The sequence below is a fragment of the Pseudidiomarina donghaiensis genome (genome assembly GCF_900116895.1).
Classification (GTDB): Bacteria; Pseudomonadota; Gammaproteobacteria; order Enterobacterales; family Alteromonadaceae; genus Pseudidiomarina; species Pseudidiomarina donghaiensis.
Genome location: NZ_FPCF01000001.1, coordinates 156419 through 180332, shown reverse-complemented (window position 1 = coordinate 180332; position 23914 = coordinate 156419). Strand labels below are relative to the sequence as shown.

General features: G+C 47.1%; 18 protein-coding genes and 5 tRNA genes. All 23 read right to left on the bottom strand.

The features are described 5' to 3' along the window. Positions 1-44: 44 nt before the first annotated feature. Entirely contained in the window at positions 45-2168 is a 2124-nt protein-coding gene (gene fusA, locus BM334_RS00885; RefSeq protein ID WP_092836627.1) for an elongation factor G, read from the bottom strand. Positions 2169-2195: 27 nt separating this feature from the next. Further along, the gene (gene rpsG, locus BM334_RS00880) at positions 2196-2666 is read right to left on the bottom strand and encodes a 30S ribosomal protein S7 (protein WP_055439991.1); all 471 of its coding nucleotides are present in this window, start codon (positions 2664-2666) and stop codon (positions 2196-2198) included. A 76-nt stretch (positions 2667-2742) separates the two neighbouring features. Next, positions 2743-3117: a 30S ribosomal protein S12 gene (rpsL, locus tag BM334_RS00875; protein ID WP_034777283.1), complete on the bottom strand. Its 375-nt coding sequence runs from the start codon at positions 3115-3117 to the stop codon at positions 2743-2745. Between the two features lie 177 nt (positions 3118-3294). Further along, entirely contained in the window at positions 3295-3990 is a 696-nt protein-coding gene (locus tag BM334_RS00870) for a LytR/AlgR family response regulator transcription factor (protein WP_055439990.1), read from the bottom strand. Then, positions 3981-5084, bottom strand: coding sequence for a sensor histidine kinase (locus tag BM334_RS00865; RefSeq protein ID WP_092836624.1), 1104 nt, complete (start codon positions 5082-5084; stop codon positions 3981-3983). Before BM334_RS00865 ends, BM334_RS00870 begins: the two co-directional genes overlap by 10 nt. Further along, positions 5077-6741 carry a serine hydrolase domain-containing protein gene (locus BM334_RS00860; RefSeq protein ID WP_157981847.1) on the bottom strand — a complete coding sequence of 555 codons (1665 nt, stop codon included), beginning with the start codon at positions 6739-6741 and terminating at the stop codon, positions 5077-5079. Before BM334_RS00860 ends, BM334_RS00865 begins: the two co-directional genes overlap by 8 nt. 159 nt (positions 6742-6900) lie before the next feature. Beyond that, complete coding sequence (gene rpoC / locus BM334_RS00855) at positions 6901-11139, bottom strand: DNA-directed RNA polymerase subunit beta' (protein ID WP_092836618.1); 4239 nt, start codon at positions 11137-11139, stop codon at positions 6901-6903. A 35-nt stretch (positions 11140-11174) separates the two neighbouring features. Further along, complete coding sequence (gene rpoB / locus BM334_RS00850; protein WP_092836615.1) at positions 11175-15203, bottom strand: DNA-directed RNA polymerase subunit beta; 4029 nt, start codon at positions 15201-15203, stop codon at positions 11175-11177. A 218-nt stretch (positions 15204-15421) separates the two neighbouring features. Next, positions 15422-15796 (bottom strand): 50S ribosomal protein L7/L12, encoded by a 375-nt coding sequence (gene rplL / locus BM334_RS00845; RefSeq protein WP_055439985.1) that lies wholly within the window; start codon positions 15794-15796, stop codon positions 15422-15424. A gap of 53 nt (positions 15797-15849) precedes the next feature. Beyond that, a complete protein-coding gene (rplJ, locus tag BM334_RS00840; RefSeq protein WP_055439984.1) occupies positions 15850-16368 on the bottom strand; it encodes a 50S ribosomal protein L10 in 519 nt (172 codons plus the stop codon). Between the two features lie 233 nt (positions 16369-16601). Further along, positions 16602-17297 carry a 50S ribosomal protein L1 gene (gene rplA / locus BM334_RS00835; RefSeq protein ID WP_092836611.1) on the bottom strand — a complete coding sequence of 232 codons (696 nt, stop codon included), beginning with the start codon at positions 17295-17297 and terminating at the stop codon, positions 16602-16604. A gap of 4 nt (positions 17298-17301) precedes the next feature. Further along, positions 17302-17730 carry a 50S ribosomal protein L11 gene (gene rplK / locus BM334_RS00830; RefSeq protein ID WP_055439982.1) on the bottom strand — a complete coding sequence of 143 codons (429 nt, stop codon included), beginning with the start codon at positions 17728-17730 and terminating at the stop codon, positions 17302-17304. Between the two features lie 220 nt (positions 17731-17950). Continuing rightward, positions 17951-18496 (bottom strand): transcription termination/antitermination protein NusG, encoded by a 546-nt coding sequence (gene nusG, locus BM334_RS00825; protein WP_055439981.1) that lies wholly within the window; start codon positions 18494-18496, stop codon positions 17951-17953. Positions 18497-18499: 3 nt separating this feature from the next. Next, the gene (gene secE / locus BM334_RS00820; protein WP_092836608.1) at positions 18500-18880 is read right to left on the bottom strand and encodes a preprotein translocase subunit SecE; all 381 of its coding nucleotides are present in this window, start codon (positions 18878-18880) and stop codon (positions 18500-18502) included. A 125-nt stretch (positions 18881-19005) separates the two neighbouring features. Beyond that, positions 19006-19082 (bottom strand) — tRNA-Trp (locus BM334_RS00815). Positions 19083-19187: 105 nt separating this feature from the next. Next, a complete protein-coding gene (locus BM334_RS00810) occupies positions 19188-20120 on the bottom strand; it encodes a hypothetical protein (protein ID WP_092836605.1) in 933 nt (310 codons plus the stop codon). Positions 20121-20126: 6 nt separating this feature from the next. Continuing rightward, positions 20127-20639, bottom strand: coding sequence for a hypothetical protein (locus tag BM334_RS00805; RefSeq protein ID WP_092836602.1), 513 nt, complete (start codon positions 20637-20639; stop codon positions 20127-20129). 166 nt (positions 20640-20805) lie between these two features. Continuing rightward, positions 20806-21966 carry an elongation factor Tu gene (gene tuf, locus BM334_RS00800; RefSeq protein WP_092836599.1) on the bottom strand — a complete coding sequence of 387 codons (1161 nt, stop codon included), beginning with the start codon at positions 21964-21966 and terminating at the stop codon, positions 20806-20808. 114 nt (positions 21967-22080) lie between these two features. Further along, positions 22081-22156, bottom strand: a tRNA-Thr gene (locus BM334_RS00795). 15 nt (positions 22157-22171) lie between these two features. Beyond that, positions 22172-22246 (bottom strand) — tRNA-Gly (locus tag BM334_RS00790). A gap of 63 nt (positions 22247-22309) precedes the next feature. Beyond that, positions 22310-22394: transfer RNA gene (locus BM334_RS00785), tRNA-Tyr, on the bottom strand. Positions 22395-22411: 17 nt separating this feature from the next. Beyond that, a tRNA-Thr gene (locus tag BM334_RS00780) sits at positions 22412-22487 on the bottom strand. Positions 22488-22576: 89 nt separating this feature from the next. Continuing rightward, positions 22577-23875, bottom strand: a complete 1299-nt coding sequence (locus BM334_RS00775) for an adenylosuccinate synthase (RefSeq protein ID WP_092836596.1) — start codon at positions 23873-23875, stop codon at positions 22577-22579. Positions 23876-23914 lie beyond the last annotated feature (39 nt).

Below are 23914 nucleotides of genomic sequence, written 5' to 3'. Positions count from 1 at the left end.
TAAGTTAAAAGTCCGGTCCTTGGTAGAACCGGACCAGACTCTACTTAATCTTTAGTTTGACGAGCAGCAATAACCTGCTCAGCAATGTTGTTTGGTGCTTCAGCGTACTTCAAGAATTCCATTGCATAAGATGCACGGCCCTGAGTCTGCGAACGCAGGTCAGTAGCGTAACCGAACATTTCTGATAATGGAACCTGTGCACGAACCTCTTTCAGACCACCTGGGGCATCTTCCATGCCTTCGATGATACCGCGACGACGGTTCAAGTCACCAACCACGTCACCCATGAAGTCTTCAGGGGTAACCACTTCAACTTTCATCATTGGTTCAAGCAATGCTGGCTTAGCTTGTTGTGCGCCTTTTTTGAAGGCCATGCTACCCGCAATTTTGAACGCCATTTCTGATGAGTCGACATCGTGGTATGAACCATCGTACAAGGTCGCCTTCACGCCAAGTACTGGGTAGCCAGCAATTACACCATTTTGCATTTGCTCTTGAATACCCTTGTCTACCGCAGGGATGTATTCCTTCGGTACCACACCACCAACGATTTCGTTAACGAATTCGTAGTTAGGTGCGTCATCGTCGTTCGCGTCGAACTCCATTGGTTCAATACGCAACCAAACGTGACCGAACTGACCACGACCACCTGATTGACGTACGAATTTACCTTCAACTTCCACTTTCTGACGGATAGTTTCACGGTAAGCAACCTGAGGTTTACCTACGTTACACTCAACTTTGAACTCACGCTTCATACGGTCAACGATGATGTCTAGGTGAAGCTCACCCATACCAGAGATGATCGTCTGGCCTGACTCTTCGTCGGTTTTAACGCGGAACGATGGATCTTCTGCAGCCAATTTACCTAAAGCGATACCCATTTTTTCTTGGTCAGCTTTAGTTTTTGGTTCTACAGCCACAGAGATTACTGGCTCTGGGAATTCCATACGCTCAAGCGTAATGATGTTGTTCGGGTCACACAAAGTGTCACCGGTAGTTACATCTTTCAAGCCGATAGCCGCTGCGATGTCACCCGCTAAGATTTCTTTAATCTCTTTACGGTCGTTTGCATGCATCTGAACCATACGGCCGATACGCTCGCGCTTGCTCTTAACAGGGTTATATACAGTGTCGCCCTGCTTCAAAATGCCCGAGTAAACGCGCAAGAAGGTCAAAGTACCTACGAATGGGTCGGTTGCGATTTTGAATGCCAATGCTGAGAACGGCTCGTCATCAGATGACTTACGCACGCCTTCAGATTCGTCTTCCAAAATACCACGAATCGCTTTAACTTCAGTTGGTGAAGGTAAGTATTCGATAACCGCGTCAAGCATTGCTTGAACGCCTTTGTTTTTAAACGCAGAACCACACAAGCACAGAATAATTTCGTTATTCAGTGTACGTTGACGCAGACCAGCTTTAATTTCAGCTTCGGTCAATTCACCTTCTTCAAGGTATTTGTTCATCAACTCTTCGTTGGCTTCAGCAGCAGCTTCAACCAATTCATTGTGCATTTCTTCAGCTTTGTCTTTCAACTCTGCTGGAATTTCTTCGTAGTTGAAAGTCATACCCTGGTCTTCTTCATTCCAGTTAATGGCTTTCATTTTGATCAAGTCAACTACGCCTTTGAAGTTGTCTTCAGTGCCGATGTTCAAATGAATTGGCACTGGAGTTGCAGCTAGACGAGTTTTGATTTGACCTACAACGCGCAAGAAGTCTGCACCGGTACGGTCCATTTTATTTACGAACACCATACGAGGTACTTCGTATTTGTTCGCTTGGCGCCATACAGTTTCAGTTTGCGGCTGAACACCAGAAGAACCACACAGAACAACAACCGCGCCATCAAGTACACGCAGTGAACGTTCTACTTCGATAGTGAAGTCAACGTGCCCTGGAGTATCGATAACGTTAATGCGGTGTTCTGGGAACTGCTGATCCATACCTTTCCAGAAAGCAGTAACAGCAGCAGAGGTAATAGTAATACCGCGCTCTTGTTCTTGCTCCATCCAGTCGGTAGTCGCCGCACCGTCATGTACCTCACCTAATTTGTGAGACAAACCGGTGTAGAACAACACACGCTCAGTGGTGGTTGTTTTACCTGCGTCTACGTGAGCACAGATACCGATGTTACGGTAACGCTCAATCGATGTTTGTCGAGCCATAAATTCCTCTTTGGGTTAACTGTGAATTTACCAGCGATAGTGTGCGAAAGCTTTGTTCGCTTCGGCCATACGGTGCACGTCTTCACGCTTCTTCACAGCAGAGCCTTTACTTTCTGATGCATCTAGCATTTCACCTGCCAGACGCTGAGCCATGGATTTTTCACCCCGAGTACGCGCAGCATCAACTAACCAACGCATAGCCAGTGCATTGCGGCGAACAGGACGTACTTCTACTGGTACTTGGTAGGTAGAACCACCAACACGACGAGATTTAACCTCGACAGTAGGACGAACGTTGTCCAACGCAGATTCGAAAATTTCAAGGTGGTCTTTGCCTGACTTCTCAGCCAGGATATCTAACGCACCGTAGATGATCTTTTCAGCGACAGATTTTTTGCCGTCAACCATGACGACATTGATAAATTTAGCCAACAACTCTGATCCGAACTTAGGGTCCGGTAGGATTTTACGTTGACCTATGACGCGTCTTCTTGGCATCTCAATATTCTCCGATTAATTCAGGGTATTCCCCAAAACTTATAAATTACAGTTTGGCCTTACTAACGGAGAACCGTTAAGACTTAGGCCGTTTCGCGCCGTACTTAGAACGTGCTTGGCGACGATCATTCACGCCTGCACAGTCGAGAGCACCACGAACTGTGTGATAACGAACACCTGGCAAGTCTTTTACACGACCGCCGCGAATCAATACGACTGAGTGCTCTTGCAAGTTGTGACCTTCACCACCGATGTACGAAGAAACTTCGTAGCCGTTAGTCAAACGCACACGGCATACTTTACGCAGTGCAGAGTTTGGCTTCTTCGGGGTAGTAGTGTAAACACGGGTACATACGCCGCGTTTTTGTGGGCAAGCCTCAAGTGCCGGAACGTTGCTTTTCACAACCGGCTTTTGACGACCTTTGCGCACCAGCTGATTAACTGTTGCCATTCATTACTCCTGATTATGTTGATGTCGCTCAACAGAATGAAAAATCCAAGTTTCCCCTTATTTTTAAGCTTGCTGTCGACAAGCCACGAGCTAATCGCCCAAATATGGGGAGGCCGAATTTTAATGGTCAATAATTGGACTGTCAAGGAAAAGCGACAATTGACTAGCTATGAGTGACTATAGCGACCAAGCCTGACGAAATGCTGCAGCTTGGCGTTTTGAGATATCAACGTGCTGGCCATTTTTCAATTCAACATGAAAACCGCCACTGATACTTGGTTCAATATGCTCAATAAATTGGGTGTTAATAATCCAACTGCGGCTCGCTCGAAAAAATACATTCGGGTCAAGCCGTTCGGCAATGGAGCCTATTGTACGATAAATAGCCGGTGTTGCGCCAGCTAAATGCACACGTGTGTAGTTGCCAAGCGCTTCAAACGCAATAATGTCAGCCACTTGCACAAAATAACATTGGTCTCGGTCTTTGATAAAAATACGCTGTTCAGCTTTAACGGTTGGCGATTGTGCTAGGCGTCGAGCTTTGTCGATAGCTTGTAACAGGCGCTCTTGGCGCACAGGCTTCAGCAAATAGTCCAAGGCGTTCACCTCAAACGAACGAATGGCGTACTCGTTAAAGGCCGTCACAAAAATAACCAGTGGAACTGTTGCTGCTTGCTCTAAAACATCGAAACCATTGCCGTCTGGTAAGTCGATGTCCAGTAGCAAAAGATCAATTGCGGCATCACTTAACATGGCAAGCGCTTCGGCAACGCTTGCCGCTTCAGCCACCACTTCAACCTCAGCCAGATGCGCCAGTTGCTGCTTCAGCTCTAACCGAGCAAGTCGGCTATCGTCAACAATTGCTATGCGCATGGCAGTTGCTCCGTTGTCGCCGGCTGAAACGGTAAGGTTATTTTTAAGGTCGCTAAGGCAGTTGACTCATCACGACTAAAAATAAGCGTTGCCGCTCGGCCGTATGTGAGGTTCAACCGCGAACGGCTGTTCGCTAGGCCAATACCGGTATGCTTTTTAAGGTGCCGACGCTTGGCCCCAGTATCATCACGATTAGACTGCCGTTGCGGTGTAATCGGGTTTGTTAGTATTATTTCTAATTGCTCATCACTAATGCACCGTACACTGAGGTGAATACGCCCGCCTTCGGGTAAGGTCGCAATTCCATGCTTGATGGCGTTCTCAATACTCTGTTGCAACAGTAAGCGCGGAATCACCGCGCCATAAGCCTCACTATCAATTTCATGGCTATAGTGCAGTCGCTCTTCGTACTGTATTTTGTTCAACGCAATATATTGCTCGACAATGTCGAGTTCATCACGCAACTCAACTTGAGTTTCTTTATTAGCCTGCAAACTATAGCGCAGCATGTCCGATAACTGAGTCAAGGCTTCGCGTGCTTTGGTTGGATTTTCGAGTATTAGCGCACGAATATTATTCAGCATATTGAACAAGAAATGTGGATTGAGCTGTTGCATTAATAACGCTAATTGACCTTGTGATAAAGCAAGCTCTGCATCTCGAAGCTGTCTTGAACGTATAATAGTTAAATACAGCGCGCCCCAGACTATAAGCGCTATCACCATGTTCAGGCTGTTTGGCCAATACACCATACCAATCAACGTGCTCCACTGCCCACTAGGTACCGGATCTAACCAAGTCGTCCCCTGTAACAAGGCAATGCACACAACTAACATCGCGCCGGCAATCAAACCGCCGACAATTGCGCCAAGGAGTAGATAAAGCAACTGGGCTAGAAAACTTGCTGGCTTAATCCAGCGCTTAAACCCCCAGCGCAGCAAATGGGAATGCAAGGCCGCAGTGCTAATAAGGACCGCACCAAACAGCAGTTCAATTTTACTAAAGAGAGGCTGTTGGGCGACCATAAAAATAATGCCGGCGTACACCATTCCCCAGCCTGCTAATTGATAAAACGGGTAATAGAAACTATTCATGCAATTGGGTTGTTCCCGTTAATAGCTGCTCCGCATATTCATTATTGATAACCGATTGATTATTCAACACCACAATACCGCGAGAACCATCTAGATAGAAGCCAACATAGGCACCGAAGCCAGCGGTTTGTCCGTTATGCCAGGCAAACCATTGAGCGTTTGCATCCTGCTTTAAAATCCAGCCTAGCGCCTGCTGGCAGCAATCACCCATGCTGAACCTTGGTGCAAACAGTTGTTGTGCTACGCGCTGCTGCTCTGCGCTCATTGTCATCATGGCCTGCACATAAGTAATCATGTCAGGTAGTGTCGAACGTACAGCTCCGGCCCCAGCCAATGCTTGGAAGTGCCATGGCGCAACCACCTGCCCTAAAACGTCGTGACCGTCCGCTAGCGCCGCCGATTGGGTTTCATCTGCAGGTATTTGGGCAAGCGCCATCGAACTAGAACTCATTCCTAAGGGGCGAAACAATTGGCTGGTGAGCAGCTGGTTAAAGTTAGTTTCGTGCGCCTTGGCGAGCGCTTCAGCCAACAAGCCATACCCAAAGTTAGAATACTCATAGCTTTGTGCATCGGCGCCCGCATGACCAAGCTGTACCGTTGGCAAAGCCTGCTCTAACAAGGCTAAGTTATAATGGGCATATGGGTCAGTGGGGTTCGCATCGCTAAATAAATCAGCCGGTAGCCGCGGCACGCCGCTCGTATGAGTTGCTAGTTGTTCTAAGGTTATTGAACTTGGTGCCGCAGGAAAAAAGTGCTTAAGCTTTTGCTCAAGGTTCGTGGTTTCTTCGACACTGCTTTTAGCCAGCAAATAAGCCACCATGGTTTTGGTGACCGAACCAATTTCATAAGTGGTTTGCGCGTTATGGTCGGCAAAAAACTTCTGCGTGACGCCTGTAGGGGTGATCACGGCAACGGCGCCGCCATGCTCACCCATTTTAGGCTTTGGGACTTCAACTCTCTCCTCTGCCGCGCCAAGCTTTTTAAGTGTTAGCTTACGCTCGAGGCCCTGTACAAACTTTCCGGAATACAGGCCGGGGCCTTCCCCATTGCCGGTATATGATGCTTTGATCATTGGCGATTCAAAACGCATGGTTTCGGTGTCAATGTGGAAATTCGTTAGCGGTATGCCATAGCTTTGCTGGGCTGGACTGTCCAGTGATGCGTAGTAGCTATCAGCGATTACTGCCACATTTACCTGTAACGGCAATTGTGGTGCGCCATTGATAATAAGATCTCCCGCGTACCCGCCTTCAAACTTTAAGCGCTCAAGGTCTGCGTTTGAAAGACGTTGTAGTGTTAGGGAGCGTGCTCGGCCTTGGGTAAAGGTGCCAGCAATCACATCACCATTGATAGTTCCCGTAAATTCAGCTTGTAAGTCTTTGGCACTGAATGTCAGCGTGCCATCGGCGATAGTCACGGCGCTAAGTGCATGCCCCCATAGCCCCTGATTTGGACTATCTAACGTAACGGTTTCACCTTGAACATCAATACCGACAACCAACGCCACACCCGGTTGAACTTCTAGTTTACCGCGCCAAAGTCCGTCAAGGGCCCCTTCGGCATTGTTGGCCTTAGCAGGCTGAAACAACATGGCTGATGCCATAAGTATGCTCGACACTGCCACCAGTTTTTTGATTAAGTGATAATACGTAGTCATGTTTTTTCTCCAGAACATAGCTTGTATACGCAGTGTAGTGGAATTTCTTCAACAGCATATGCTTATATGACAAACGGGAATATAAGCGGATAAGCGGCAACAAAAAAGCCAGCTTGATTGCTCAAGCTGGCTTTTGCTAGCACGTTAACTAATTAACGCTTATTCGGTAGCATCACCGTTGTCCGAACCTTCGTTACCGAAGTTCAAAGCGTCAGCTAATTGCTGCTCTGCTTCTTCTGCGGTTAAACGCGGTGCTTCGGTACCTGCCAACGCTTCAGCACGCTTGCGCGCACGTTCGCGGTGGTAAGCGAAACCAGTACCAGCTGGAATCAAGCGACCAACAATAACGTTCTCTTTCAAGCCACGTAATGGGTCTTGCTTGCCTTGTACGGCTGCTTCGGTCAATACGCGCGTGGTTTCTTGGAACGACGCAGCAGAAATGAACGACTCAGTCGACAATGACGCTTTGGTGATACCTAACAGCTGACGCTCATACGAAGCTGGAATTTTACCTTCTGCTTCGGCTTTCGCGTTTGCAGCAAGTACTTCAGACAGCTCCATCATTTCGCCTTCAAGCAGTTCAGTTTCGCCTGGGTTCAAGATAATCGCCTTACGCAACATCTGACGCACGATGGTCTCGATGTGCTTATCGTTAATCTTAACGCCCTGTAAGCGATAAACTTCTTGTACTTCGTTCACGATATAGTTCGCAAGTGCGCTTACGCCACGTAAACGTAAAATATCGTGCGGTGCTTCAGGACCATCGGCAATAACTTCACCTTTAGTCACTTGCTCACCTTCGAAGATGTTCAACTGACGGTACTTAGGAATCATTTCTTCGTACTGCTCATTACCATCCGTAGGGGTGATAATTAAGCGACGCTTGCCTTTGGTTTCTTTACCAAAGCTAACGGTACCAGAAACTTCTGCCAAAATAGCTGGTTCTTTCGGACGACGCGCTTCGAACAAGTCGGCAACGCGCGGTAGACCACCGGTAATATCGCGTGTTTTTGAACCTTCTTGTGGAATACGTGCAACCGTGTCACCCACTTTCACTTCAGCGTTATCTTCAAGGTTGATAATCGCGTTGCCTGGCAAGAAGTATTGCGCTGGCATGTCGGTACCAACGATGTTCACGTCTTTACCTTTCGCGTCTACCAACTTAACCATAGGACGCATGTCTTTACCGGCGCTGGTACGTTGACCTGTTTCAAGCACAACAATGCTTGAAAGGCCTGTCAGCTCGTCGGTTTGACGGGTCATGGTTACGCCGTCGATCAAGTCGACAAACTTCAGACGACCGGCTACCTCGGTAATGATTGGGTGCGTGTGCGGATCCCAGTTTGCAACGATTTCGCCCGCATCAACTGCGTCGCCTTCGTTTTTCTTCAGAATCGCACCGTAAGGCACTTTATAACGCTCGCGCTCACGACCAAACTCATCAATCAACGTTAATTCAGTTGAACGTGAGGTGATAACCAAGTGGCTGTCACTGTTTTCAACGAACTTGGCGTTGTGAAGCTTCAAGGTACCCTTGTTCTTCACTTGAATGTTGTTGGCTGCTGAGTCACGCGATGCCGCACCACCGATGTGGAACGTACGCATGGTTAACTGTGTACCTGGCTCACCGATTGACTGTGCCGCGATAACACCAACGGCTTCACCTTGGTTCACCAAGTGGCCACGTGCTAGGTCACGACCGTAACAGTTTGCACAAACACCGAAGTCTGTGTCACAGGTAATAACAGAGCGTACTTTTACTTGGTCGACAGAGTTTTGCTCTAACACGTCACACATTTTCTCGTCGAGCAATGTGTTACGTGGAATAAGCACGTCGTCGCTACCAGGCATAAGTACGTCGTCACACACGACACGACCCAATACGCGCTCACGCAACGGTTCTACTACGTCGCCACCTTCAATTAACGGCTTAACGAACAAGCCGTCTTCGGTGCCACAATCGTCTTCAACGATAACGACGTCTTGCGCTACGTCAACCAAACGACGCGTCAAGTAACCAGAGTTTGCTGTTTTCAATGCGGTATCGGCCAAACCTTTACGCGCACCGTGGGTTGAGATGAAGTACTGAAGTACGTTCAAACCTTCACGGAAGTTCGCAACGATTGGTGTTTCGATGATTGAGCCATCTGGCTTCGCCATCAAACCACGCATACCGGCCAACTGACGAATCTGAGCGGGGCTACCACGAGCGCCCGAGTCCGCCATCATGTAAACCGAGTTGAAAGAGTCTTGCTGTTCTTCTTCGCCTTGCGCGTTGATCACAGTTTCTTTCGACAAGTTTTCCATCATCGCTTTAGAAACTTTCTCGTTCGCGGTCGACCAAATATCGATAACCTTGTTGTATTTCTCACCAGCGGTTACCAAGCCTTGCTCGAACTGCTCTTGAATTTCAGCAACTTCTTCTTCTGCTGCGTCGATAATGTCTTTCTTCGCATCAGGAATAACCATGTCATCAATACCAACTGACGCACCCGCAATCATTGCGTAGTGGAAACCGGTATACATGATTTGGTCAGCAAAAATGACTGTTGGCTTCAAGCCAAGGTCACGGTATGAACGGTTCAACAAGCGACCAATCTGCTTTTTACCCATGGTTTGGTTGATCATGTCAAATGGCATGCCGGTAGGCAGTATCAATGACAAAATCGCACGACCCACAGTGGTGTCATACAGTTTGGTGGTTGTGGTGGTCACACCTTCTTCGTCGGTCAACGTTTCAGTGATACGTACTTTTACGCGTGCGTGCAGCTCAGCATCTTTATTTCGGTATGCTTTCTCGGCTTCTTTAGCGTTTTTAAACGCCATGCCTTCGCCTTTCGCGTTGATTTTTTCGCGCGTCATGTAGTACAGACCCAATACAACGTCCTGTGAAGGAACGATGATAGGGTCACCACTTGCTGGTGACAAAATGTTGTTGGTTGACATCATCAACGCACGCGCTTCAAGTTGCGCTTCAAGCGTTAATGGTAAGTGAACCGCCATTTGGTCACCATCGAAGTCGGCGTTATAGGCCGCACACACCAATGGGTGCAACTGAATCGCTTTACCTTCGATAAGTACTGGTTCGAACGCCTGAATACCCAAACGGTGCAAGGTTGGTGCACGGTTCAGCATGACTGGGTGTTCTTTGATAACTTCGTCAAGCACGTCCCAAACTTCTGGAATTTCGCGCTCAACCATTTTCTTCGCAGCTTTGATGGTCGTCGCTAAACCACGGCCTTCCAATTTGCCATAGATAAACGGCTTGAATAACTCAAGCGCCATTTTCTTCGGCAAACCACACTGGTGCAAGCGTAACTTAGGACCAACCGTGATGACAGAACGGCCTGAGTAATCTACACGTTTACCCAACAAGTTCTGACGGAAACGACCCTGTTTACCTTTGATCATGTCTGCCAAAGATTTTAATGGACGTTTGTTGGTGCCAGTAATGGCACGGCCACGACGACCGTTGTCTAACAACGCATCAACCGCTTCTTGCAACATACGTTTTTCGTTACGCACGATAATGTCTGGTGCAGCAAGGTCTAACAAACGCTTCAAACGGTTGTTACGGTTAATCACGCGACGGTATAAGTCGTTCAAGTCTGAGGTTGCAAAGCGGCCACCATCAAGCGGTACCAACGGACGTAAATCTGGTGGTAACACAGGTAACACTTTCAAGATCATCCACTCTGGCTTGTTGCCTGAGTTATGGAATGATTCAAGCAACTTCAAACGCTTGCTAATTTTCTTACGCTTGGTTTCAGAGTTGGTTTCCGGCAACTCTTCACGCAATTGCTTGATATCGCCTTCGATATCGATGTGTTGCAACAATGACAACACTGCTTCTGCGCCCATTTTCGCTTCGAATTCATCGCCATGCATTTCAAGCGCATCCAAATATTCTTCTTCCGTAAGAATTTGGCCACGCTCAAGATCGGTCATGCCGGCTTCAGTCACAACGTATGATTCGAAATACAATACGCGCTCAATATCACGCAAGGTCATATCCAGCATTAAGCCGATACGGCTTGGTAGTGATTTCAAGAACCAGATGTGGGCAACAGGGCTCGCTAGTTCAATGTGACCCATGCGCTCACGACGCACTTTAGTGAGGGTTACTTCAACACCACACTTCTCACAAATAACACCACGGTGCTTCAAGCGCTTGTATTTACCACACAAGCACTCGTAGTCTTTTACCGGGCCGAAAATGCGCGCACAGAACAACCCGTCACGCTCAGGCTTGAACGTACGGTAGTTGATCGTTTCTGGCTTTTTCACTTCACCGAAAGACCAGCTGCGGATCATGTCCGGAGAAGCAAGTCCGATGCGAATCGCATCGAACTCTTCAGTCTGGTTTAACGGTTTTAAAAACTTTAATAAGTCTTTCACGATTTATCTCCTGGCAAATAGCGTCCGGTGGTGTCTCAGTCTTGGTCCAACTCAATGTTGATACCAAGCGAGCGGATTTCCTTCAGCAATACATTGAAGGATTCCGGCATTCCCGCTTCCATCCGCAGATCGTTGTCGACAATGTTTTTGTACATCTTCGTACGACCGTTTACGTCGTCCGATTTCACCGTCAACATTTCCTGCAAGGTGTAAGCTGCACCGTATGCTTCCAGTGCCCACACTTCCATCTCACCGAAGCGCTGACCACCGAACTGTGCTTTACCACCCAGCGGCTGCTGAGTAACCAAGCTGTAAGAGCCGGTTGAACGCGCGTGCATCTTGTCGTCAACCAAGTGGTTCAATTTCAGCATGTACATGTAACCAACAGTTACATCACGCTCGAAACGTTCACCGGTACGACCATCCCACAGCGTGATCTGTCCAGACTCTGGTAAATCAGCCAGTTTCAGTAGTTCTTTAATTTCGCTTTCGACTGCACCATCGAACACAGGTGTTGCGGTTGGAAGACCTTTTTTGAGGTTTTCCGCTAGGCGCAATACTTCATCGTCGCTGAAGTCGTTAATATCAACTTCTTGACGAGTTTCACCTAACGCATACACTTGCGCTAAGAATTCACGCATTTCGGCAACTTTTGCCTGGCGCTTCATCATATTTTCGATTTTGGTACCAATACCGCGAGCAGCCATACCCAAGTGAGTTTCAAGGATCTGACCAATGTTCATCCGCGACGGTACGCCCAACGGGTTCAATACGATATCCACTGGGGTGCCGTGTTCGTCGTGCGGCATATCTTCAACTGGAACAATCGTTGAAATTACACCTTTGTTACCGTGACGACCAGCAAGCTTATCACCCGGCTGAATACGGCGACGAACCGCAAGGTACACTTTTACAATCTTCAGTACGCCAGGCGCTAAGTCATCGCCTTGCTCAATCTTACGACGCTTGTTCTCAAACTTAGCATCGAAGTCATTGCGAATTTCTTCGTACTGTTGGGCGATTTGCTCAAGCTGTTGCTGCGCATTTTCTTTCTTCAGGTTCTGAGTCAACCACTTGCTTTGCTCAAGGCCAGCAAGCTTAGACTCGTCAAAACCGTTCGCTAACAATAAGCTACGAGCACGCTCAAAAATGCCTTTTTCAAGGATCTTGAACTCGTCCGTTAAGTCTTTCTTCACTTGCTTCAGTTGCATCTCTTCGATGGACTTCGCACGTGCGTCTTTCTCTACGCCATCACGCGTAAATACTTGAACGTCGATAACTGTACCGGTCACGCCATTAGGCACACGCAGTGAGCTATCTTTTACGTCTGAAGCTTTTTCACCGAAAATTGCACGCAGCAGTTTTTCTTCTGGTGTTAATTGGGTCTCGCCCTTCGGCGTCACTTTACCAACAAGGATATCGCCACCAGAAACTTCCGCACCAACATAAACAATACCGGCGTCGTCTAGCTTGTTCAGCGCAGACTCACCGACGTTTGGAATATCAGCGGTAACTTCTTCAGCACCTAGTTTGGTGTCACGCGCCACACAGCTCAATTCTTGAATGTGAATGGTGGTTAAACGGTCTTCTTGAACAACACGTTCTGAAATTAGAATCGAGTCTTCGAAGTTGTAACCGTTCCACGGCATGAACGCCACGCGTAAGTTTTGACCTAACGCCAATTCACCCATATCGGTAGACGGACCGTCTGCCAATACATCACCACGCATTACCGGCTCGCCAACGTTAACGGTTGGGGTTTGGTTAATACAGGTGTTCTGGTTCGAACGGGTGTATTTAACAAGGTTATAAATATCGATACCGGCTTCGCCTGGCATCATTTCTTCTTCGTTTACCTTGACTACGATGCGGCTAGCGTCAACTTTATCAACCACACCACCGCGCTTAGCAACTACGGTTACACCCGAGTCAACAGCTACGGTGCGCTCAATACCAGTACCCACCAACGGCTTGTCTGCACGCAAAGTCGGCACTGCCTGACGTTGCATGTTCGAGCCCATCAATGCACGGTTGGCGTCATCGTGTTCTAGGAACGGAATCAAGCTTGCTGCAATTGAAACGATCTGCTGCGGGGCAACGTCCATGTACTGAACTTGCTCTTTTGACATCAGCGTGAATTCGTTTTTATGACGACAAGGAACGAGGTCTTCAATCAACTCGCCTTTATCGTTCAGTGCAACGTTAGCCTGCGCGATGACGAAGTTACCTTCTTCAATCGCTGACAAATAATCAACTTCATCGGTCACCACACCATTGTCGATACGACGGTATGGGGTTTCTAAGAAACCGTATTCGTTGGTACGCGCAAACGTAGACAACGAGTTAATCAAACCGATGTTTGGACCTTCTGGGGTTTCGATTGGACACACGCGACCGTAGTGCGTTGGGTGTACGTCTCGAACCTCAAAGCCAGCACGCTCACGCGTTAAGCCGCCCGGACCTAAAGCAGAAATACGACGCTTGTGCGTGACTTCTGACAATGGGTTGTTTTGGTCCATAAACTGTGACAACTGGCTTGAACCGAAGAACTCTTTCACCGCAGCACTAATAGGCTTCGCGTTGATTAAGTCTTGCGGCATGGTGCCATCAAGGTCGCCCAAGCTTAAACGTTCTTTCACGGCGCGCTCAACACGCACCAAACCGACGCGGAATTGGTTTTCAGCCATTTCGCCCACCGAGCGAATACGGCGGTTACCCAAGTGGTCGATATCGTCGACTTCGTCTTGACCATTACGAATTTCGATGAGTTTACGCATAACCTCAACGATATCTTCTTTAGTCAATACGCCAGGGCCAGTTAGGTCTTCACGACCTAAACGACGGTTGAACTTCATGCGGCCAACTGACGATAAGTCATAGCGGTCGTCGCTGAAGAACAAGTTATCAAACAAAGTTTCAGCCGCTTCTTTGGTTGGCGGCTCGCCTGGACGCATCATACGGTAAATTTCTACCAACGCTTCTAAACGGTTGTTGGTTGAATCAATGCGCAAGGTCTCGCTCATGTACGGGCCATGATCAAGATCGTTCACGAACAGGGTTTCGAACTTCTTAAAGCCAGCTTCGCGTAACTTCGCTAACAATTCTAACGTAAGCTCAGCGTTTGCTTCAGCAATTACTTCGCCAGTTTTCTTGTCAACGTAGTTTTTCGCCAATACTTTACCAACCAAGTATTCAAGCGGAACTTCCATTTCTGGTTGGTTCAAGCTTGCGATTTGGTTGATATGGCGAGCTGTCACACGACGGCCTTTTTCAACGATGATTTCACCATCGTCGTTTTTAATATCGAACTTCGCTGTTTCACCGCGTAAGCGCTCAGGCACTAATTGCATGAACACTTTCTTCGCACGGAATTGGAAATACGTGGTTTCGAAGAACATGTCTAAGATTTCTTCGGTGCTGTATTCCAAAGCGCGTAAGATAATTGACGCAGGTAGTTTACGACGGCGGTCGATACGTACGAATACGTTGTCTTTCGGGTCGAACTCAAAATCCAACCAAGAACCACGGTAAGGAATCACTCGCGCGTTGTACAACACTTTACCTGATGAGTGAGTTTTACCTTTGTCGTGATCAAAGAACACGCCCGGTGAACGGTGCAACTGAGAAACGATGACACGCTCAGTACCATTGATTACAAAGGTACCGTTTTCAGTCATCAATGGGATTTCACCCATGTAAACTTCTTGCTCTTTAATATCTTTTACGGTGCCTGCCGCCGCTTCTTTATCAAAAAGCACTAGGCGCAGTTTCACCCGCAAAGGAGCTGCGTAGGTAATACCACGAATTTGACATTCTTGTACGTCAAATACTGGCTCACCAAGGTGATAGCTCACGTACTGCAATTCCGAATTACCTGAATATGCGGTAATCGGAAATACTGAGCGGAATGCCGCTTCCAGACCGTTGTTGCCTTCTGGATCCGGCTCGATGAATTTTTTAAATGAATCTAATTGGATTGACAGCAGGTATGGCACCTCAAGTACATGAGGGCGCTTACCAAAATCCTTGCGAATACGTTTTTTCTCAGAGTAGGAGTACGCCATGGGGTTCCTCAGCTAGCTGATTGATGACCCTAACCACCGGAGTAGGAGTCGATGGTTAAAAACAAACTACTTAAAGCTTGTCGTTCCCGTTTTTGTCACCGCGAGCATGCACCCCAATAACGGGCAAAAATGATACATGCTTTACAGCGCAAAAAGGCTGGTAGCAAAATTGCCACCAGCCCTAGGCCTAAAAGGCCAAGTTATGTAAGTGGTTAAACTTACTTAACTTCAACTTCCGCACCAGCTTCAGTCAATTCTTTAGCAAGTGCTTCTGCGTCTTCTTTGCTGATGCCTTCTTTAACAGCAACAGGTGCAGACTCAACCATGTCTTTAGCTTCTTTCAAGCCAAGACCAGTTGCGCCGCGAACTGCTTTGATAGCTGCTACTTTGTTAGCGCCAGCAGATTTCAAGATTACGTCAAACTCAGTTTTCTCTTCTGCAGCTTCTGCGGCAGCAGCTGGACCAGCTGCAACAGCAACAGCAGCTGAAGCGTCAACACCGAATTTTTCTTCTGCAGCTTCGATCAACTCAACCAATTCCATAACTGGCATTTCAGCGATCGCGTTCAAAATATCTTCTTTAGTAAGAGCCATAACTCTAAACTCCTGGGTTATAAATTACAAAAAAATGGTTAAAAAAACCGCTTCTATTTAGCGTCTTTAATTGCCGACAACACACGCACAAACTTAGTAGGAACTTCGTTAATAGTACGAACGAACTTACTAACAGGCGCTTTGAAGGTCGCAAGCAATTTCGCCAATGCTTCGTCGCGAGTCGGAAGTGATGCAACAGCGTCAAGCTTGTCTGCGCCCATCAGGCCTGAGCCAATTGATAGTGCAGTAACTTTCAGGTGCTTATTTTCTTTAGCGAAATCTTTAAACAAACGCGCAGCCGAACCTGGTGCGTCGATAGAGAATCCGTAAATCAAAGGACCTGTTAACGCTGAGTCCATGTCCTCAAATTTCGTGTCAATAAATGCACGCTTCGCTAGAGTGTTCCGAATAACTTTCAGATACACGCCTTGCTCACGAGCTTGACGACGAAGTTGGGTCATGTCCGCAACTTCCATACCACGATACTCAGCAACAGCGACGGATAGAGCGTTTGAAGCAACGTCGTTAATTTCCTTAACGATTGCTTGTTTTGCTACTAAACCTAGTGCCACTAGTATCACCTCTTTGTTTGGCCCGCCGTGCAAGCACCTTGGGCCTATCGTTACACATAGGCAGATAAACTACTTCTGCCACGTTGTCACGGTGAATCTCTTACCCAGAGAGTCTGGATCGGATATCACCATCTGCGCAGGAAATTAAGTGTCGCTGAATAGTCTCTCTCGAGAGGTCAGCCGCGATACACCTGCGGTCTTGGACGGGAGCTACAGCTCCAACCCATAAAACCTTAAGCTACAGTCAACGTACCTTGGTCGATGGCAACGCCAGCGCCCATAGTGGTTGATAAGCTTACTTTCTTGATGAACTGACCTTTTGCAGAAGAAGGCTTCGCTTTCTTCAGGGCCGCCAACAAGGCTTCTAAGTTTTCTTTCAGTTTGTCGTTATCGAAATCAACTTTACCGATAGTCGCGTGGATGATACCCGCTTTATCGTTACGATAACGAATCTGACCTGCTTTAGCATTTTGCACAGCAGTTGCAACGTCTGGAGTTACGGTACCAGTTTTAGGGTTTGGCATTAAGCCACGTGGACCTAAAATTTGGCCTAACATACCAACAACACGCATAGCGTCTGGAGAAGCGATAACAACATCAAAGTTCATCTCGCCTTTCTTAACTTGTTCAGCTAAGTCTTCCATACCTACTAAGTCTGCACCAGCTTCTTTCGCTTTTTCAGCGTTAGCACCGCTTGTGAAAACTGCTACACGTACGTCACGACCAGTGCCGTTTGGCAGTACAGTTGCACCACGAACGTTTTGGTCAGATTTACGAGCGTCGATACCCAAGTTTACAGATACATCAACGCTTTCTTTGAATTTTGCAGTTGCTAATTCTTTCAATAAGTTAATTGCTTCGTTGATTTCGTAATCACGAGCTTCAACTTTTTCACGGATAAGACGTGCACGTTTCGTTAACTTAGCCATCTTATTAACCCTCCACCTTCAGGCCCATCGCACGAGCTGAACCGGCGATAGTACGAACTGCTGCGTCAAGGTCAGCCGCTGTTAAGTCTGGCTCTTTAACCTTGGCAATTTCTTCTAACTGAGCGCGAGTAACGGTACCCACTTTCTCGGTGTTAGGACGACCTGAACCACTCTTAATGCCTGCTGCTTTCTTCAACAAGAATGCTGCTGGAGGAGTTTTGGTGATAAAGGTGAACGAGCGGTCTTCAAAAACGCTAATTTCAACAGGAACTGGCGCGCCTTTTTCAAGTTGGTCAGTTGCTGCGTTGAACGCTTTACAGAATTCCATGATGTTCACACCGTGCTGACCCAAAGCTGGACCAACTGGTGGTGACGGATTAGCTGCACCAGCTGCTACTTGCAGCTTGATAATAGCTTTTAACTTCTTAGCCATGTTTATGCCTCTTGGTTGTGGGTCAAACGCCTCGTAAATCTAAGAGTTGACTTACTCTAACGGCTCCCCAATATAAAAAAGGAGGCGAATTATAGTCCTATTCGCCCCTCATTGCAAGAGATCAGCTATTAGCTATTTGATATTAGATATTAGCTGACCGCTTCAAATTGTGTTTTGGCTAATATCAGATATCTATTAGCCAATATCGTACTTGTATTTGTTAAGCTTTTTCAACCTGGCCGAACTCGAGTTCGACTGGTGTAGCGCGACCGAAAATAGACACCGACACCGTCAAACGGCTCTTCTCGTAATCGACGCTTTCAACCGTACCGTTGAAATCGGCAAACGGACCGTCGTTAACACGCACAACTTCACCTGGTTCGAATAAGGTTTTTGGCTTCGGCTTATCAACCGACTCCTGCAGACGGTTTAAGATAGTGTCAGCTTCTTTTTGGGTAATTGGTGTAGGACGCTCTTGCGTACCGCCAATAAAACCAAGTACGCGCGGAATGCTTTTCACTAGGTGCCACGCGTCTTCATCCATCGCCATCTCTACCAGGACGTAACCTGGGAAAAACTTGCGCTCGCTTTTTGCGCGCTTACCAGCTTTCATTTCGACAACTTCTTCGGTTGGCACTAACACTTCACCGAACTTGTCTTCCATGCCGTTCATTTTGATGTGTTCACGCAGTGATTCGGCAACACGTTTCTCGTAACCAGAGAAAGCTTGAACCACGTACCAGCGTTTTTTTACTTGATCAGTCATCGATTAAAACTCCAGTCCGGTGAAGAAGCCAACAACACGAACCAATATCGCATCCATACCCCATAAAATGAGTGACACGATAGCGGTGGCCACAACAACAATAATGGTTGTTTGAGTTGCTTCTTGGCGTGATGGCCAAACTACACGACGCGTTTCAGCACGGCTTTCTTTCGCAAAGCTACGGAAACGGCGACCTTTGCCAGTCATACCAGCAATAACGCCGGCAATAATAACGAGTACAACAACGCCAATGGCGCGGTAAAGTACTGAAACTTGTTCGCCATAATAGTAGTTACCCAATACTGCGGCTGCGAGCAAGGCAATAGCGACGATCCATTTTAAGCCGTCGAGTGAGCTGCTTTGCGTTTCGGTGTTTGCACTCATTATTTAATCCTGTAATTAAAACCAAAGTCGATATTAGCTATTAGATATTGGATATTAGTGAAAGCACTAAAATCTGAACGATTCTCTCTAATATCTAATATCCAATAGCTAATAGCTGCTTTAAATGGCAGGGGTGGAGGGATTCGAACCCCCAACCGTCGGTTTTGGAGACCGCTGTTCTACCAATTGGAACTACACCCCTGCATATTCTGTTTATGTGACAGAAACGGACGCTGTATTATACCGATCAAACGCGTTAAAACAAGGCGTGTATTGAACTGGATATTAAGATATTACTTGGTCGATCTTATGGCTGCGCTTTGTCGGAGTCTAGTCGGCGAAGTGCGCGCCATTTATCGTTCACCACTTCGGATTGTTGCGCGTTAGGCCAACCCAAGAGTTTATCGACGACTTGTCCATTATGAAGGAAATAAAAAACTGGAAACTGGTAGAAATAAATCTCTTCGGTCGCGTACTGATCATTAAGCACGAGCACAAATTGATGCGCTGGGAGACGCTTGGATAAATCAACAATATTCTTGGGGGCTGAGTTAGAAAATTGGCCAAAAGCAAAAGTAAGTTCAATGTCCGAATCGAATTCGCTTTCACCAGATTCGAGTGCGCTAAACATTTTTTGCGAAAACCCACAAAACAAATCAGCAACGACCAACACTTCAAAGTTATCGAAGCTTAAATTTGTCATGCTGAAGTTACTATGGTCAACGTTGATGAATTGCTCTATTTGAGGCCACTCTTTAAGAGTTAAATCAGATACTACATAGTCATCGGGCCAATTGTTAAACCGTTCATAATCGCGCAATTGCCATGTTAGCCGATAATACAAATCAATATCTTTTTGAACTTCAGAACTTTGAGAACTATCTAATTGCGCATCGATATGTTTCTCATAAAGACGTAACACCTTTGCATCGCCGGTAATATGCGTATAAGGCTTAACCACCTTACGCAACAACGCGCCTCCATCCACCTCTTCGCACTGACTTGTTCCTTCAATAATCTCTTCAATTTTCGAAAATAGTCGTTTAAAAATGGGTTCGCGCGATCCAGAATCGACTGCAGGAGCTATTTGATATGTCTCAATCAGATCAAAGTACTCATAAAATGCCGTCAATACGTCATCACGACATTTATTATGTTGGTCAACTTCTGTATACCAAGCATTAGGGGCAAGCGAACCAAGCCCGATAAGAGTAGCTATCGTATAGGTTGGCAGTATCATTATAAATTAAGGTATAGCCATTCCGCAGTTGCAAGTAATACAATAATTACGATGTGCATATGTACATGTTGCCGGCGGCTCGCAGCGATAGTTTTCTAGCAATGGACAGGAATTATTGGTAGGATAATTGCCACTTTCGTTGTTGTCATCAGCGACCCCACTACTTAGCTGCAAGTCATCGAAAATCAACGCGGTCATATCTTTCAAGCCAAACAACACCAGTATTGCATGCGCATCATCGTAATCTAATTCTATTTCTAGTGGGTAAGTATTGATACTTCCTAAGCCTTTATCGGTCCAAACTAAATCCTCAATAAAGATAGTACGGCCCATTGACGACAACTTATTGAGCGGGTTTTCTCGAGCTGGAGTATTTCGAAAGTATGAACTCAGTTCCTCAGCACTCGAAATTTCGCCCTTATAGATTTCTATTTGACTAGCTTTGTTCTGCGAAAAAGCTGCCGACGTTGTCAAGGCAAGCAAAATAGCAAATATCATTCCTATATGTAGCAATTTCATTACAACCTCCTTTGTTATTTGTTGTTAAAAATAATTTAGGCAAGGAAATAGAAGTTGTCAAATTGACGGACGAGCAAAGAGTCTTTTCCGGAAACAAAAAAGGGAGCCGAAGCTCCCCTTTCAAAACAACCCGGCGTAGAACGCCGGGCTACAACCCCGAAAGGTCTTAAGCGATGATCTTAGATACTACGCCTGCGCCTACAGTACGACCACCTTCACGAATCGCGAAACGAAGACCTTCGTCCATCGCGATTGGGTGAATCAGTTCTACTACGAACTTCAGGTTGTCGCCTGGCATAACCATTTCTACGCCTTCTGGCAATTCTACTGCACCAGTTACGTCAGTGGTACGGAAGTAGAACTGTGGACGGTAGCCTTTGAAGAATGGAGTGTGACGTCCGCCTTCTTCTTTGGTCAATACGTACACTTCTGCTTCAAACTGAGTGTGTGGAGTGATTGAACCTGGCTTCGCCAATACTTGGCCACGTTGAATCTCGTCACGCTTAGTACCACGCAACAAGGCACCGATGTTCTCGCCTGCACGACCTTCGTCAAGCAATTTACGGAACATTTCTACACCAGTTACAGTAGTTTTCACGGTATCTTGGATACCTACGATTTCTACTTCGTCACCAGTGCGAACGATACCACGCTCTACACGACCAGTTACTACAGTACCACGGCCTGAGATTGAGAATACATCTTCGATTGGCATGATGAACGGCTTGTCGATATCACGCTCTGGCTCTGGAATGTAGTTATCCAATGCTTCTGCCAATTCAACAATTTTCGCTTCCCACTTCTCTTCGCCTTCCAACGCTTTCAACGCTGAACCTTGAATGACTGGCAAGTCGTCGCCTGGGAAATCGTACTCAGAAAGAAGTTCACGAACTTCCATCTCAACCAATTCCAACAACTCTTCGTCGTCTACCATGTCACATTTGTTCATGAAAACGATGATGAATATGATGTGCTCACGCGTTTGTGGCATTGGGCCGTCAGTTGCAGCTACTACCAAGATAGCGCCGTCCATCTGCGCAGCACCAGTGATCATGTTTTTAACATAGTCAGCGTGCCCTGGGCAGTCTACGTGGGCGTAGTGACGTGCTGGAGTGTCATACTCTACGTGTGAAGTTGCGATGGTGATACCACGCGCTTTTTCTTCTGGTGCGTTATCGATTTGATCGAATGCACGTGCTGAACCACCGTAGGTTTTCGCCAATACTGTGGTGATCGCAGCGGTCAGAGTAGTTTTACCGTGGTCAACGTGGCCGATAGTACCGACGTTAACGTGCGGTTTGGAACGTTCAAATTTTTCTTTTGCCATGACAGCCTCTTTTTGGACAACGTACGGTGATTAACACCAACAATTGAAAATCATTAACCGGCGATTATGCCGAAATTAGCGAGACGAGACAAGGGAAGAGTTTGGCCAGATACGTGGTGCTGATAGGCGGATTTGAACCGCCGACCTCACCCTTACCAAGGGTGCGCTCTACCAACTGAGCTATATCAGCACAAATACAGATTATTGGAGCGGGTAGTGGGAATCGAACCCACATCATCAGCTTGGAAGGCTGAGGTAATAGCCATTATACGATACCCGCATGCCTTGAATCGGGCCACCTCAAACCATTCTGGACTCACCGCATTCTACAGACAATGCAAAATGGTGGAGGGGGCAGGATTCGAACCTGCGAAGGCTGAGCCGTCAGATTTACAGTCTGATCCCTTTGACCGCTCGGGAACCCCTCCATAACCATATTGTAAGTTGGTGCCGGCACCAAGAGTCGAACTCGGGACCTACTGATTACAAGTCAGTTGCTCTACCAACTGAGCTATGCCGGCACCCCGGTTAGGTGGAGCGCATTCTATTGTATCGATTTTGATGATGCAATAGTAAAACGCATTTTTTTTAGCTTTTACGGTCCGTTTGGTTAATTTGCGAACGGATGACGCAAAATCATGGTCTCTGCGCGGTCTGGACCTGTTGAAATAATGTCCACTGGCACACCAGTCAGAACTTCAATTCGTTTTATATAAGCAAGCGCTGCTGTTGGCAAGTTTTTGTGTTCAGTAATGCCAAACGTGCTTTCTTTCCAACCTGCCATGGTTTCATAAACTGGTTCAACCGTTTCATAATCTTCGGCTGCCATTGGCGGATAATCAACCACTTCGCCGCTTGGTAGTTTATAACCGATACAGATTTTCAATTCGTCCAAACCGTCAAGTACGTCTAACTTGGTTAAGCAAAAACCGCTCACTGAGTTAATTTGTACAGCACGACGTGCAGCAACCGCGTCGAACCAGCCGGTACGGCGTTTACGGCCGGTGGTAGCACCAAATTCATGGCCTTTAACGCCAAGGTGCTGGCCTACTTCACACTCAAGCTCAGTTGGGAATGGGCCACTACCAACGCGTGTGGTATAGGCTTTGACGATACCCAACACATAGTCAATGTAGCGCGGGCCAAAGCCTGCACCGGTTGACACCCCACCAGCGGTGGTGTTTGAAGACGTTACGTACGGATATGTTCCGTGGTCGATATCGAGCAATGTGCCTTGCGCGCCTTCAAACATGATATGTCCGCCAGCACGACGTGTTTCGTCAAGCAATGCTGGAATGTCGGCAATCATACCTTCAAGCAACTTGGCAACTTCACGGCAATATTCGAGTACCGCTTCAACGTCTACAGCTTCAGCTTTGTAATAATTAACCAAGGTAAAGTTATGAAACTCGACCACTTCGCGAAGTTTTTCTTCGAAGCGTTCAAAATGGAACAAGTCGCCAACTCGCAATCCACGACGAGCCACTTTGTCTTCGTACGCTGGGCCAATGCCGCGGCCGGTGGTGCCGATAGCTTTGCTACCACGGGCTTTTTCGCGCGCTTGGTCAAGCGCAATATGGTAAGGCAGAATAAGAGGGCAAGCTTCGCTGATCAATAAGCGCTCACGAACTGGTACGCCGCGCTTCTCGAGCATGGCAATTTCTTCCATCAAGGCTTCTGGCGATAGCACCACGCCGTTGCCGATAATGCATTTTACATTTTCGCGCAAAATTCCGGATGGAATAAGGTGTAAAACGGTTTTTTCACCGTCGATAACAAGGGTATGACCTGCGTTATGTCCGCCTTGATAGCGAACCACTAGTGACGCCTTGTCTGTCAGCAAATCTACGATTTTGCCTTTACCTTCGTCACCCCATTGCGTACCTAAAATTACTACATTTTTGCCCATGATCTCGTTACCAGCGGTTACTGTTGAAAAAACAGGCGG